Origin of the sequence: Stenotrophomonas sp. SMYL20 (genome assembly GCF_036320045.1) — a bacterium.
GTDB lineage: Bacteria > Pseudomonadota > Gammaproteobacteria > Xanthomonadales > Xanthomonadaceae > Stenotrophomonas > Stenotrophomonas maltophilia_A.
Window position 1 is genome coordinate 172,677 of record NZ_JAWIRT010000001.1, and the last position, 12,905, is coordinate 185,581.

General features: G+C 60.2%; 18 protein-coding genes and 2 pseudogenes. 7 read left to right on the top strand and 13 right to left on the bottom strand.

What is annotated here, in order from left to right; genetic code table 11:
- Positions 1 to 22 precede the first annotated feature (22 nt).
- The gene (locus V3B48_RS00755; protein ID WP_329892973.1) at positions 23 to 1,783 is read left to right on the top strand and encodes a hypothetical protein; all 1,761 of its coding nucleotides are present in this window, start codon (positions 23 to 25) and stop codon (positions 1,781 to 1,783) included.
- Between the two features lie 16 nt (positions 1,784 to 1,799).
- Here V3B48_RS00755 and V3B48_RS00760 read toward each other — a convergent pair.
- Positions 1,800 to 2,171: pseudogene (locus tag V3B48_RS00760) on the bottom strand (integrase); the annotation flags it as partial.
- Positions 2,172 to 2,386: 215 nt separating this feature from the next.
- Here V3B48_RS00760 and V3B48_RS00765 point away from each other — a divergent pair.
- The 3 genes from V3B48_RS00765 (at position 2,387) to V3B48_RS00775 (ending at position 3,854) form a co-directional block, all read left to right on the top strand.
- The gene (locus V3B48_RS00765; RefSeq protein ID WP_329892974.1) at positions 2,387 to 2,905 is read left to right on the top strand and encodes a hypothetical protein; all 519 of its coding nucleotides are present in this window, start codon (positions 2,387 to 2,389) and stop codon (positions 2,903 to 2,905) included.
- Positions 2,902 to 3,318, top strand: a complete 417-nt coding sequence (locus V3B48_RS00770) for a hypothetical protein (protein ID WP_329892975.1) — start codon at positions 2,902 to 2,904, stop codon at positions 3,316 to 3,318. The genes V3B48_RS00765 and V3B48_RS00770 overlap by 4 nt, the downstream gene beginning before the upstream one ends.
- A gap of 86 nt (positions 3,319 to 3,404) precedes the next feature.
- Positions 3,405 to 3,854: a DUF3653 domain-containing protein gene (locus tag V3B48_RS00775; protein WP_329892976.1), complete on the top strand. Its 450-nt coding sequence runs from the start codon at positions 3,405 to 3,407 to the stop codon at positions 3,852 to 3,854.
- Positions 3,855 to 3,951: 97 nt separating this feature from the next.
- Here V3B48_RS00775 and V3B48_RS00780 read toward each other — a convergent pair whose 3' ends face one another.
- From V3B48_RS00780 to V3B48_RS00825, 10 genes are all read right to left on the bottom strand, one after another.
- On the bottom strand, positions 3,952 to 4,533 hold the full coding sequence (locus V3B48_RS00780) for a DUF6680 family protein (protein WP_329892977.1): 582 nt from the start codon (positions 4,531 to 4,533) through the stop codon (positions 3,952 to 3,954).
- A gap of 132 nt (positions 4,534 to 4,665) precedes the next feature.
- Positions 4,666 to 5,883, bottom strand: a complete 1,218-nt coding sequence (locus V3B48_RS00785; RefSeq protein ID WP_329892978.1) for a zonular occludens toxin domain-containing protein — start codon at positions 5,881 to 5,883, stop codon at positions 4,666 to 4,668.
- Positions 5,880 to 6,164: a DUF2523 domain-containing protein gene (locus tag V3B48_RS00790; protein WP_024957393.1), complete on the bottom strand. Its 285-nt coding sequence runs from the start codon at positions 6,162 to 6,164 to the stop codon at positions 5,880 to 5,882. The genes V3B48_RS00785 and V3B48_RS00790 overlap by 4 nt, the downstream gene beginning before the upstream one ends.
- Positions 6,164 to 7,120 carry a virulence factor TspB C-terminal domain-related protein gene (locus V3B48_RS00795; protein ID WP_329892979.1) on the bottom strand — a complete coding sequence of 319 codons (957 nt, stop codon included), beginning with the start codon at positions 7,118 to 7,120 and terminating at the stop codon, positions 6,164 to 6,166. Before V3B48_RS00795 ends, V3B48_RS00790 begins: the two co-directional genes overlap by 1 nt.
- A 117-nt stretch (positions 7,121 to 7,237) precedes the next feature.
- The gene (locus V3B48_RS00800) at positions 7,238 to 7,372 is read right to left on the bottom strand and encodes a hypothetical protein (protein ID WP_255211727.1); all 135 of its coding nucleotides are present in this window, start codon (positions 7,370 to 7,372) and stop codon (positions 7,238 to 7,240) included.
- A 217-nt stretch (positions 7,373 to 7,589) separates the two neighbouring features.
- Positions 7,590 to 7,889: a hypothetical protein gene (locus tag V3B48_RS00805; protein ID WP_005413368.1), complete on the bottom strand. Its 300-nt coding sequence runs from the start codon at positions 7,887 to 7,889 to the stop codon at positions 7,590 to 7,592.
- A gap of 4 nt (positions 7,890 to 7,893) precedes the next feature.
- Complete coding sequence (locus V3B48_RS00810) at positions 7,894 to 9,000, bottom strand: replication initiation factor domain-containing protein (RefSeq protein ID WP_329892980.1); 1,107 nt, start codon at positions 8,998 to 9,000, stop codon at positions 7,894 to 7,896.
- A complete protein-coding gene (locus V3B48_RS00815; protein ID WP_329892981.1) occupies positions 8,990 to 9,121 on the bottom strand; it encodes a hypothetical protein in 132 nt (43 codons plus the stop codon). The genes V3B48_RS00810 and V3B48_RS00815 overlap by 11 nt, the downstream gene beginning before the upstream one ends.
- A complete protein-coding gene (locus V3B48_RS00820) occupies positions 9,111 to 9,287 on the bottom strand; it encodes a hypothetical protein (protein ID WP_329892982.1) in 177 nt (58 codons plus the stop codon). Before V3B48_RS00820 ends, V3B48_RS00815 begins: the two co-directional genes overlap by 11 nt.
- Positions 9,284 to 9,562, bottom strand: coding sequence for a hypothetical protein (locus V3B48_RS00825; RefSeq protein ID WP_329892983.1), 279 nt, complete (start codon positions 9,560 to 9,562; stop codon positions 9,284 to 9,286). Before V3B48_RS00825 ends, V3B48_RS00820 begins: the two co-directional genes overlap by 4 nt.
- 62 nt (positions 9,563 to 9,624) lie before the next feature.
- Here V3B48_RS00825 and V3B48_RS00830 point away from each other — a divergent pair, with 62 nt between their 5' ends.
- Both V3B48_RS00830 and V3B48_RS00835 read left to right on the top strand, forming a co-directional pair.
- The gene (locus tag V3B48_RS00830; protein WP_329892984.1) at positions 9,625 to 10,287 is read left to right on the top strand and encodes a hypothetical protein; all 663 of its coding nucleotides are present in this window, start codon (positions 9,625 to 9,627) and stop codon (positions 10,285 to 10,287) included.
- A 159-nt stretch (positions 10,288 to 10,446) separates the two neighbouring features.
- Entirely contained in the window at positions 10,447 to 11,082 is a 636-nt protein-coding gene (locus V3B48_RS00835; RefSeq protein ID WP_329892985.1) for a DUF3693 domain-containing protein, read from the top strand.
- Here the strand turns inward: V3B48_RS00835 and V3B48_RS00840 are convergent.
- A pseudogene (locus V3B48_RS00840) lies at positions 11,033 to 11,371 on the bottom strand (DUF6265 family protein); the annotation flags it as partial. The gene V3B48_RS00835 and the pseudogene V3B48_RS00840 overlap by 50 nt on opposite strands.
- Positions 11,372 to 11,460: 89 nt before the next feature.
- Here V3B48_RS00840 and V3B48_RS00845 point away from each other — a divergent pair.
- On the top strand, positions 11,461 to 12,309 hold the full coding sequence (locus tag V3B48_RS00845; RefSeq protein ID WP_329892986.1) for an AraC family transcriptional regulator: 849 nt from the start codon (positions 11,461 to 11,463) through the stop codon (positions 12,307 to 12,309).
- A 20-nt stretch (positions 12,310 to 12,329) separates the two neighbouring features.
- Here the strand turns inward: V3B48_RS00845 and V3B48_RS00850 are convergent, their stop codons facing one another.
- Positions 12,330 to 12,809: a GNAT family N-acetyltransferase gene (locus V3B48_RS00850; RefSeq protein ID WP_329892987.1), complete on the bottom strand. Its 480-nt coding sequence runs from the start codon at positions 12,807 to 12,809 to the stop codon at positions 12,330 to 12,332.
- Positions 12,810 to 12,905: the final 96 nt, after the last annotated feature.

Below are 12,905 nucleotides of genomic sequence, written 5' to 3' on the forward strand. Positions count from 1 at the left end.
GACTCATTAGAACGGACTCCAAGTGAACGCCAACCCGCTTCGGCTCGAAGACCTACGCATCACGCTTAACGGAACGTTCGTGAGATCGACCAAGGACATTGGCGATCGCGACGTGGAAAAGCTAATCGAATCCGCTCGCGCCAATGAGGATCGCGAATACAATCCGCTTCTCGAAGTAAGAAGAAAGGCTGTAGGCGCCGCCAAAGTATCAGCAATCGTCTTCTACTCCAAAAGGGAGGCATATTTCGCTCCCGACCACGACCTATTTGACACTATCGCGTCCTACCTTGTCATCGTCGAAGTTGGACCGCGCGAGTTCACTCTTTTCAAGAAAAGTTGCGCCACCATAACTCCACTTCTTGAGAAGGAATACGAGATCGCTGAGTATGAAGATCTCTTGAACACCTTCGATGACTCACGGTCTCAGATTCAGAAGCTGAGCACGAGAGAAATGAATGTATCGGACAAGGGCCTACGCGCCAGAAGTTATGAAGCTCCCGACCTGAAGGGCCACATGTCCCCTCACGCCGCGGGCCGGTCAATTCCGCGCTTCACTCAAGTTCGCACAAAGAATGAGGTTCGCTCGATCAGCCTAAATACTGGTCGCATCAATCAGCTTACTGATCGCGTAAATGTTGGTAAGGCGATAGACTGGTCATCGCAAATTTTCACAGCCATGTCACGGAGGCGAGTCAATAAGAGCTTCTTTTCATCGTTCGCGAGAAGAATATCGCTTGAAGAAGTCCTAAAGTCTGCTCGACCCGCGAGCATTCTCTTCGAGCGATTCGCGATCGAGGAGCACTTGATTGAGGACGAAATAGATCTTTGGTACACAAAGAACGGGCGGTACCACAAGCTTGAGCCTGCATCTCTAAAGAGATTTCTCAACACGCTTGACGTTGCTTTCGAAATCGACAACCACCAGAACCTTATCGGCACTAGAAGCGGAAAGCTTCGAATCAACAAGAAGACTTTGTCACCAAACTCTGCCGCACTGAGCAGGCTGAAAGTTAAAGGCCCCAAGGACTACATCACCTTCCAGTCCTGGATCACAGATCATGGATACTTCGTCGTCTCATTTGATCGTCCGGACTACCTATATATCAAAAAGAGCTGCTTTGAGAACCGCGCTGGAAGGGCTGAAGTCGATGCCATTCTCACATGCTTGGAGCCGAAGAAAAGCTTCTCAACGGCCACAAGCGAGAAGGGGGACGTGTCAGCCATTAGCACAGAATTTGATCCCTCCTCACTGTTCGCGAAGGTCGAATACATTCACCGAAAAGACAGCTACGTGTTCTGCGATGACTTTGGCACTGAGTGGGCTGACCATATAACCATCGACCTGAGTGCGGCACGCGTCACATTCGTACATTCCAAGCATGCCAAGAAATCAAGCAATTCAGCCAGCGCCCTCCATGAAGTCATTGGCCAAGCCATAAAAAATCTTGGCAACATGCACTTCACGGCCACCACCTTCTCGGCGAAGGTCAACCAGAAGTTTAATAAGAAATACAAGGGGTCTCAGATAGATAGAACAAGAATAGGTAATTACAGGGAGGCCAACAGTGACGTCAAGGCACTACTGGCGGACCCGCGACTTCATCGGAAGTGCGTTGTGGCCTGCTCATCCCTTTCGAAGAGTGATGTGACGGCCGAGTTTGAGAAGCTCAAGCGTGGCCTTCCAGTGAAAGGGCATGTCACGCAACTTTTCTGGATCATCTCCTCCTTTATTCATTCGTGCCAAGGAAATACCTGCTACCCGGCTGTGTACTGCAAGCCTTAGGCCGCCGACCAGCAGTAGCGGCGATCTCGCTGCGCCGGCGACCGCCACTAGCGAACCCGGAGCAGAGTAGGGCGCGATCCCGAATTCCTTCCAGGCTGTCGTCGCAAGTGGCCAACATGGCCTCCAGCTCAGCCAGGGTGATCGCAGTCTTCTTGCGTGGGCGCTCGCCGCGTTTAACCGCGACCCGCGCCGCGCGGCTGAGCACGGTGCGAACTGCAGGCTGCTCGCAGGGATTGGCCACGTGCTTGAGCCGGTGCGCGGTGGACAACACGGCAACGCGATGGCGCACGGCGGCCAAGGTCCTCGGGCCGACCTTGGCTTTGAGGCCAGCGGCCACCAAGACTGGGGCGACGGCTGGTGGAAGTTCCCAGGCCAATTCGCCGTCGATCGAGAGCCGCTATACGTGATCGACAACGAACTGCAGCACGATGGCTTCGGGTACCGGCAACGCCAACTCGATGCCGTAGCGCGCCGCGTGCGCGGCAAGCGCGAGAACTGTAGAAACGTCGCAGGTGAATGAGACCGCGAATCCGGCAATTGCGGCGTCAGTATCGCCACGGATGCTGCTCGCTGCACCAGACCCGCAAAGGGAACTGTTCCATGATGAGCAACGCCCAGTTGAACCGAATCCCCAGCATCGAACTGCAGCTCTTCAAATGGATTTCACTGGTTGAGGCTGACCAGATCCCCGACTGTGTTGAGCTCAAGCGCGCAGGCACCCGGATCTGGATCAAGCACGCGCGACAGGTGCTGGCCGGACTGGGTGATGACGTTCCCGTGCTGACCCTGAGCAATATCCAGCTCAACCCGCGCCTCAAAGGCCGGGGTTGGCTGACCGAATTCGTAGAACTATGCGATACCTTGATTCCGTGGCCAGCCCTGTTCGTGGAGCGCGTGCAGAATCCCAGGCTGCCCACCTTCCTCAGACGCAAAGGGTTTATCGAGCTACAGCACGCCAACTTTTATCGTCCGTCCAAGACCTGGCGAGCGCGCCACGGCTGGTCGCCTGACCAAGCCTTGGCCGCACAGCAACAGGCTGACCGAGCACACGTGCGACCCCTATGGGAAAACCCCGACGCCACCGCCCACTTCATCGCACGACAGAAGGAGAAAACCCGATGACACCCACCATTTCCCGACGCGCGCACGCAGCCGACATGACCATGCTCGTGCTCTTCATCGCGCTGTTTCCGGTCATGTCAGCGCTGCATGACCGGATTTCCAACGAGTTCTATCACGTTCTGGCCGGCGTGCTGCTCGGCGGGATCGCCGCGCTCAGTCAAGCCTTGCTCCACGATGGCTTCGTGCGCTGGCGTCACGCCGGTGTGGCGGGCATTGAACGGTCCCGTTCACTGCGGGTGCTGCTGGTGGGGATGGTGTATCCCGTGCTCGGGCTGGTCAGTGGCGTGATTGCACTGTTTGGCACTGCACCCAACGTCGGCCTGCACTACGCGATCGCTTTTGCGGCGGGCGGAGCGCTGATGGGCTGGCGCGCGAAGGCGGCGCTGGCGCACAAACGAGCGCTGGATCTGTGACCACGGGTGCCGACGATAGGACATGAACTGCGACAGGTGTCTCATTGCCATGCGGGGGGGGGCGAAGGCGCGGAGTCGGTCGACTCATGATTTCGCATAATGTATATTATGTTCAAAGCAATTCGAGGGTGGGTGGCACGCATCTTGCCTCGACCCTCGGCCCTGCTGTGGCATGGAGCCTGATTGTGCGTGATCGCAACCTAACCGGCCCTTGGGCCGGTTTTTCGTTTAAGGCAGGCCGACTGGTCACCCCCGAAGGCCGCGAGCTGGAGCCGCAGGATCTGGCCTGGCTGTCGCTCACTGCCGCACAGGCGCAGGAATGGCGACGATTGATGGAGGATGCTGCGAGCTCGAAGACTCGAGCTCGAGATCGGCGGAAACCCTTGGCGTACAAGGCTGCCCAAGTTGTAGATCTCCGAGATGCTGTCAAACGGCGCACCGAGAAGCGGTTGTCCAGGGTGATGGCTGGTCCCGGCGCCGAACCAACAACGGCAGCCCCGCCGGCACCAGGGCCGAGACCTCGCCAGCGCGTGTGAGGCGCTTACGTAGGGGCTCTGCCCCTACACCCCGTAGGAGCACTTTTCTGTGCGTGCCATTGACATAGCCCTGCACGCCTTGGAAACCCCGAAGGGCTCACAGCGAATGCTGGCGAAACCCGTAGTCAGGCGGCAGCTGAATCTTTGTAGTGATCGCAGCGCGACCGGTAAGAACATCGAGCGCAGCAGCAGATATAGCCTCAGCTCGTTCCTCAGCGTCACCATGGGCCTGAGGCATATAAGCTCGCGTCGGCTTGAAGGTGGCACGTTCGAAGTTGTAGTTGAGATCAGATGCGATTGCTGACAGCAACTCAACGAACAAGTCAACGCGGCGGTCAACCTCTGCTGGAGTAATGAATTTCTCCGCAATAGAGGCAGAGCTAATCCGGGTCCCAACATCATTGAGGAACGCTAAGTAGTAGCTCCAAGCCGAGAGGACCGCATCTTCGGTTCGCTTACGTCGACCCGGCCCTCTGCCATAGAAGCTGATTTCTATCATGTTCAAGGCACGAACATGTTCCATGGACATCGCCGAATTTCGCGTCGTCATGAGGGCCTCAAATACAGCTTGCTTCCTCGATTTTGATGCGCCACGCCACTCCAAGTACTTTTGAACCTGCACTGCTACTACCGGCCCCAAAAGTGTCGCGACAATGATCAGGATGTCGCTGATTGTCACCGTGACTACTTGAACTGCCATATGTCCCCCTTGCTGGATTCAGGAATCGCCGCTGCCTCGATTGTAGTCCCACCATCTGGTCGTGCGCCTGCAGCCAGAGTGGCGCGGCGTGCTCGTGATGCGTCACGATAATTAGAAGCTGGCCGGATAAGGCGGCGTCTCTGGGAACGTGCCCAAGGGGCGTTTCCCAACCTCAACGAGCGAGTGCGGCGAAGGCTCATGGGAAGCTGAGGCCCCGGACTGAGCGACGACTCGGGCTGGATCATCCCGCGCCGGTTCGCTCTCCTGTCGCGGCGCTCGATAGGGGTTATAGGCCGGTCCATCGCGTGCGATCGCCACGCATATCGGTATCGAAATCTTTGCCTTTGTGCCCTGCTCCGTTACGCACGTGCAGGTGGTGTCCTGCTCAGTGGTACCGGAGGCCATGCAGTACAGCTCGGGCTGCGATTGCACGGTGCGGTCATCGAAGGCAGGGGCAGACCACGGCTGGAACTCTACCCGTGGTTTGTGCTTCTCCACGTACTCTTCGCGGGTGAGGGGCCGGGCCGCCGCCATGCCTGCGCCCAAGGGCGCCAGGGCACTGACGGCCGGCAAAGCCCCGGCCCCCTGCTCTTCCTTCTTGTTGGATTCGGGCGAGGGTTTAACGATGAAGAACCAGACCATCCACACGCCGAAAATCAGGGCCACAGTCATCGACAGCCCCTGCCAAACGCGCTTGGGCACCTTGAACTTATGACTTGCCGTGTGCAGCGTGGCGCTGCGATAGCGCTCATAGAGTGCCTTCGGGTAGGCCCATATCTCTTCTTCGGCCTTATCGCGCACACGCTCATCGTAGGGATCGGCCTGCACACGGGACCACGTGAGGACACCAGCTCGCTGCATGCCAAACGTACGATTCATGTGGGTGTGCGAGCCAATTAGGCTGCGCACCTGGTGGTGAATCTTGCTCGGCCACTGAGTGACGAACACCAGATCGAAACCGCGATGCCGGTGCGTGGACATCGAGCGAATGCGTGGGTCTTCCGATTCACCCGGCTTGCCGGTGGACGGGAACAGCCTGCCATAGCGCTCCAGCCCCTGAGTATTGCCATCGGAATGGGCTTCGTCGTACAGCACGAAGGAGCCATCGGGAAGCTGGCTCCAGTCATTGTGTTCTGGCAGCTTTTCGAGCCATGGGAAGGCGTTCGGATTCTCTTCCGTAGTAGCCCCCGCGATGTTGGTAAAGAAGCGCCGCGGCGGTGCGCTGCCGTCCTTCACCTGCTGCTGGTTCTGCTCGTAGAACTCCTGCGCCATCGACATGGCGCGCAGTGTTTTGCCGTTACCGGGTTGCCCCGAAATTAGATACATCATTTGGACGCTGCCTTCTGTACGGCGACCTTGCCTGCGTCGATCACGACCCGCGTAACGATGGCAGAGCCGATGAGGGTAATTGCCTCCCCTGCCCCGGCCATCAGCATGACGTTCGCCAGATCGGCGGCAATGCCAGACCACTTCTGAGTGATGAGGTTGAGGGCACCTTTGACCAGTGGCAGCAGCGCTGCGCCGGTAGCAAGGCCAAGCCCCGCGCCAGTGAGGACACGGGCCAGAGAGTTGCCCAGGAGTTGAACGAGGAACGCAGCTAACCAAGGCATTATTTGCGCACTCCCGAAACGATGTAAGCCGCTGCGATACCAGCACATGCGATCACAAGACCCCTGATCATCAGTGCGAAATCGCAGAGCGGTTTGAACTCGAAATTGATGCTGGTGCCGAAGCCACCCACGGCCACTGAGACAACCTTGGCCGCAGGACAGGAGCCGTTGCCTAGGCCGCTAGACCACTGGCCGAGGTAGCTGCTTGGAATGGGCGGATCCATGTAGGGCATCGGCACGTCGCCGGGATACGTAGGGTTCTCAGGGAGGCTGGGATTCTCTCCGCCATCGCCATCGCCATCGCCATCTCCATCCCCGTCGCCGTCGCCATCCCCGCTACCACCGCCGTCGCCGCCTCCGTCACCGCCGCCATCACCGCCGCCATCGCCATCACCGCCACCATCGCCGCCACCATCGCCATCGCCGCCGCCAGTCTCGCCCCCAGTACCACCACCATCATCGCCGCCACCATCGCCCACGGGTTTCGGCGCAGGAGCGTCCGTTTCCTTGCATGTGCCCCCGGTGGGCGAGTAGCCGATTCCGGCAGTTGCCTCCGCATCAAGGGAGCTTTCATACATGCACCCTTTGTGACAGACATTCACCGTGGCGGCGGTACCGCTGCCCTCCCAGCCGAGTTCGTACGGGCGTGCGCTGCACTTGGTCTTCCACCCGCGCTTGACTGACGCGTATCGCCCACTAGACGCATATGACGGGCGAACAAAGCCAACATAGGCATTGCCCTCCTGCTCAATCATAGGGTTCCAAGTGAAGGCACCAGCGGCGTTAGATCGGGCCGCCTGCTCGGTAGCCGCAGCCCATGCCGCTGCATACGCTTCACCCTGATCCTCGCAATCCATATAGCCCACATCGGGGCTGGATGAACACTCAGCAGCCTGCAACGAGGGCGAGAAGAAGTAGAGCGCCGCAATCAGCGGTGCCAAGGCAATGCGCGTCATCTAGTCACCAAACGCGATGTAGAGCGCGGCACTGCCGACGCAGAGGACGAATAGACCAAGCATCACGACTCCCCCCATAGAAAGGGGCCGGATTGCCCGGCCCCGGTGTTACCGCGATCAACCGAAGATCGCGCCCTTGATCCACTTGAAGCCGACCGAGATTGCGGCCGGTGCGAGCTTGGCCGCGCCGATCAGGCCGATGGTTGCCGAGAGACCGGCCAGGATCTCGAGGGCCTCAGATGCACTCAACATGTTGTTTCCCCTTGCTAGGTAGTTATGAACGGATGGTTCTGCCTAGTTGCTTGTATGCCCAGGCCACGGCGAAACACACTGCGACCATGGACAACAATCCCGACACCTCGGCAGTGGTAAGTGCGGGAATATCGGTGCGCGGCACGAACCCGGCCTGCTCACAGGTGCCGGTCTGCTCGTTGAATTGCAGGCACTCGTAGACGTACCGCGCCATGACTTAGGCCTGCGCCGCCGGGCGCGGCGCTGCCTTCTGAAGCGGGCGCAGCACGGTGAACTTGCTCAGGGTTGCAACGCCCTTATTGACCTGCAGCATGGCCGGAACATCCAGCTCGTATTCGCCCGCCTGATAGCCGGGCTGGCCCTTGTCCAGGCGCACGTCGAACGGATAGGCGAAGCCATCCGCCTCCAGCTTGCCGCGCTGCTTGCGGGTGGTGAACTCAACGTTCTCATTGCGGTCGTTGGTGAAGCTGCCGCCACGCTCGTTGATCTGCGAATCCAGTACGGTGACCTTGATCATTTCGTTACCCCTTGGAGGTTGGTTGTACGGCCGCGATTTCGGGCCAGTGCGCTGCTGTGTCACCTGTGACCCACTTCGGCAGCGATGGCGAAGTGCAGGAATCGATTACCGCCCGCAGTGACTGATCGTCCGGGCAGTTCTTGGAAATGAAGTTCAGTGCCGCGCCGTACTGACGGCGGATGTGGCGACGAACGCTCTTCCACGTCGCCTCAACGGCGGCTTTCGTGATCTCAATGCGTGTGGCAACGCAGCGCAGGAAGCACAGAACTGGATACGCGCCGAGCAGGTAAGAGGCGGGGTCGCGCAGAATGTCGAGGGGCAGTTCCTTGCGGTTAGATGCGCGGAACTGGGCCTCATAGCGCACCCACGGTGACAACTTGTCGCCCTGCTCCCTGCCCTTCTCGTAGACGCGCAGCTGCTTTTCCGACTTCTTGCCGCCCACGTAAAGTGTCTTGCCGTCACCGCTGTCGTAGTCGTGAACCAGCTGTGCCTTGGGACGCTGACCACGGTTGTCGAACTCGCCCTGGGCGTACCACTTCTGTGCCAGACGCAAGGGGTAGTTGCCCACAAGATCATCGGCGCACACGTCAATACGGGTGATTCTGCCGCCGCAGCTTTCGAGCTTCGCTCGAAGCTCCAGCCACCGCTGCGCATGGCCGCAGCGCGCTGCTGCTACTGCCCTACATCCATCGCCGGTCAACTCAATTCGGGCGGTATAGGTGCCATCAGCACGACGGCAGTTCTCGCCGCCAAGTTCGATCATTCCAACGAACTTCTTCTCAGCGTTGAGGATCTTGATGCGCCACAGGTAGAACCGCCCTCCCCCTGCTACTTCGTCCAGTTCCAGCCCCAGCCCGGCGAAGAACCAGCAGAAGATCTGCAGGGCGACTACGCGGGCGTTGTCGGCGCTGAAATCGACCCACTGCCGAATCTCTTCGTATGACTCGCCCTCACGGAATGCCAGTTCGTTCAACACTGCGAGCATGTCTACAGAGGCGGAGAACCAGTCAATGCCGACCGTCAGGGTTCCCTCGGGGTTCCTGAATTCACTGACTCCCCTGTTAGACGAGGGGAGTCCCGACTCGGCCAGCACCGCGCGATCACCGACCATTGCCCGCCCCCTTCTTGCGCAGCGCGAACACGACAGTCCAATACACGACCGTCGCCAGCACGCCGCCGGCAGTCGCGACAACGAGCGGATCGCGGAGGAACTCAGCAATATCAGCGGCCATTGGAGCGATCCTTCCGCAGCTTCCACAGGCGTCGAAGCGCCAGCCATGCCTGCTCGATGACGATGGAGACGATGGCCCCGCCGAGAGCGAGCGCGAGAAAGACAGCGCACGCCGTGAGGCCCATATCGAACTCGGCGAGCTCGGCGAATGAGGGATACCTGCTCATGCGGCGCGCTCCTGCTCTTCGGCGTAGCGAGCGGCGCCCAGCAAATCGCCGCGCTTGGTGGCGGCGATTTCGGCCTGATAGAGGGTTTCGTGATCAGGGGTCCAGCCGGTTGCTGCCAGCTCGGCGCGGGCCTGGGCTACGAAGACGGCTTCGCGGGACTGATGCGAGGCGGTGTAATCACGCCGGTCGAGTAGCCACGAGACGATGCGGGCGCAGCCAATGGAGACGGCCACGATGGATGCGAGAAGGGAGAATGCGAAAAGGGGCTGGATCATGCCAGAATCCCCGTATTGACAAGGACGCCACAGGGGGCGACATGGGAAAGAACAGGCTTCAAATGTCCGTAGGCTTGTTCGCAGCGGTCATTTCCATCGCATTTGTCGTAGGTGCTGCTGCCGTATGGGTGACTGCAGAAATGACCTGGAGTCTTCCTGGCGACGGCTCGGGAAGTAACGCTGATTGGCTTGCGGCCTACGGGACGTGGGCTATTGGACTCGGCGCAATTTTCTTTGCGCTGGTCGGGCACCTGCAGCGGAAGGACGAAATTCGTCACGCCAAGGCAGCGGCAGCAGATGAGCGCCGGACACACGTAACTTCCGCGATCTTGGCCCTCGCCGACGCCGCTTTGGTTAAGAGTAGCGTCGACAGGTTCCTGAGCTTGCCCGCGGATCAGCGAGTTTACGGAAGACTTCGAATCACCACCAAAGTACTTCGGACAGTTTCGAAACCCGTTGACGTAGGAGTTGACGCCCTCAAGCACATGCCCTTGGACGCGTCGCCGCTGGCCGCTCGTATCAACGCCGCCCTTGATGCCGTGCAAGGCCTTATTGATGCCATTGATATGGACGGAGGGCACCCGCTTGGAAATGAAGATGACGTAGAGCCGTTTGATGTAGACCTGTGTGAGCAGATCGCTGATGTCGGCGACGAGCTGATTCAGATGTGCGCTGAGTTCCGCGCAATGGCCATGCGTGTCATCAATTCCTCGCAGGACAAGTAGCGCGCCGTTCTGCTTGCGCCTCGACATAGTTCGCGTCCCTGTTCAGAGCTTCTTGGGGGTCCGCCAACGGCCCTGGGGTACCGATGGCGATGTATGCGAATCCGCATACGGGGACGATGTATAGTGATCCGCAAACGGCATGTCAACGGAATCGCATACATGAGCAGCGTCAACGATCTACTTGACAAGGTCCGGGAAGCCGGAAACTTCCCTTCTGACAATGCTTTAGCTCAGCGCCTGGGTATGACCCGCGCAGTCGTCAGCACCTGGCGTTCCGGTCGAAATCCGATCCCGGACGAGCGAATTGCGCAACTTTGCGCTCTTGGAAAACTCGATGGCCCGCTTTGGATTGCCATGATCCACGCGGAGCGCGCGCAGTCAGCCACGGAGAGGGCCCTATGGCGCCTCATGCTGGACAGAATGAGCGCGGCGGCTGCGGTCGTCGCGCTGGTAGCGCTGTCGATGCCAGGCCTAGCAAACGCAAAAACCGCCCAAATTCAGGCGGTTAGCGGTGCCGAGGGCGGCAGTATGTATATTATGTTACGCGCAAGATCGCTGCCCAGGAAGCCAGAGCCCCCCAGTCCTCAGATCCCTGACCCTCACTCTTGGCCAGCGTTCCCACTCAATCCCCACAGCGTCGATAGTCAAACGGAATCCGCAGGATCTTCCCATCATCTCCCGGTCCCGAAATGCTCGCCTGCAATGACGTTCCATCCCGCCGGTACTCGATGCGTTTCGGGAAGTCATTCTGCGGATTCTCGAACACCACCCAGTTCGCGCCATGTTCGGCAATGACGAACGTGGTCGGCGCCACGCCATTGGGCTGCACATGCAGGCCAGCCGCTTTGCCTGCAGGCACCAGACGCATGTACTCGAATGACTCCATATCGCCGTGGCTCAGCGTGCGCGACATGCCAAGCAAGGCGCCGCCGGCCTCGGGCAGCCAGACCTCATCAAGCCTGCGCTCCTCGGTACCGCCACACCAATGCCCGGCCAGCCAGTCAAACTCGGCCGGTGCAGCCATGGCCGCGCCGCTTCCCAACGCCAGGCCTGCGCCCAACAACGCCACCTTCGACTTCAACATGTACTGACCTCCTGGATGGTTGGCTGCAGGCTAGCGGCAGGGCCACCAAGGGCGCTTGTAAAAATGCGCAGGATGGCGTCCGATGCCGCATGGACTACCGCGAGCGCCCTGCCCCCGACGACCTGCGCCGTCATGTCCAGTGCCTCTGGTGGCTGCGCGACGATGCACCCGGGAATGACGTGCAGGTCATCTATCCCGATGGCCGCTGCGAGTTGCTTGCGGAACTGGGCGTGCCGCTGTATCTGCATGGGGCAGATGGCCGGATCCGCTCCGATCTGCCGTTCTGCTTCGCTGCACAGCAATGCGGCCCGATTCGTCTGCAGGCTGTCGGCCCGGTGTCCTGCATCGGCGTGCGCCTGCAGCCTGCCGCGAGCGCCTTGATTGCCGGCGCCCGCCTGCCAGGGCTTTGCGACCAGGCGCCGGACCTGTACACGCTGGACGCCTTCTTTGCCGAAACGTTCAGTGCAGCCGCACGCGCCAGTGCGGTGTCCAACACGCCCGAGCCTCTCTGGCAGGTCCTGCGGGATCGCTGTGCCAGCTTCGCTCTGGACGAGCGTGTCGAACAGGCCGTTGCGCAGCTGGATGCGATGGAGGGCGATCTGCGCATCGCCGAACTGGCGCGGCGGCTTGGTATGTCCCTGCGTGGCTTACAGTCCCGTTTTCTGGCGGCCGTGGGCATGACGCCGAAGGAGTACGCCCGTGTGCGCCGCCTGCAGGCGTTCTTGCGCACGTTGGATGGAGAAACCATGACCATTGCGACCGCCGCTGCGCGCCACGGTTACAGCGATCAGGCCCATGCCACGCATGATCTGGTTCGCTGGACGGGTGTCACGCCCGCCCGGCTGGTCCACGCGCTGCGAGACGATCGCGGTAGCGACAATGCGCTGCGGCTGGCCGCCGCCTTCGTGCGCGGAACCAGCGACGGCCCCTTACTGTAAGCCCCCTACCCCACGTCGCCCTATAGAAACCGGTGCATCACATACACATCAACCAACCCCAGTGCCGGATGCCGGAACGCCGCCGGTAGCGTCCCGACCACGGCGAAACCCAGCTTCCGGTACAGCTCAACCGCTGGCGCATTGGTACTGACCACGTAATTGAACTGCATGGCCAGGAAGCCTTCCGATCTGGCTCGATCAAGACTGTGCTCCACCAGCGCCCGACCAATGCCGCGACCTTGTACCCGAGGATCGACCACATAGGTAGCGCTGGCCACGTGCGCTCCCAGGTCTGGATAGTTGGCACCCATCTTGTACATTCCGGCCACGCGCCCTTCCAGAACGGCCACAAAGGCCGGCTGCACTCCAAACCAATGGCTCCGAAAGGTCCCGGCCTCGAAGGTGCCGGCGAACGGAAGCGCGTCTTCCGTCGCAATGGCGGCCTGGAAGATCACCCACATGGTCTCGATGTCGTCCGCGCTGGCGGGTCGGATTTCCATGCGATTCCTCGCGGAGTGGCGTGATGCACAAGGCGGACACTAGCAGAATCCAGCAAGCGCCCCGCACGCGCTTCACGCGCCACCGCCATCGGTTCC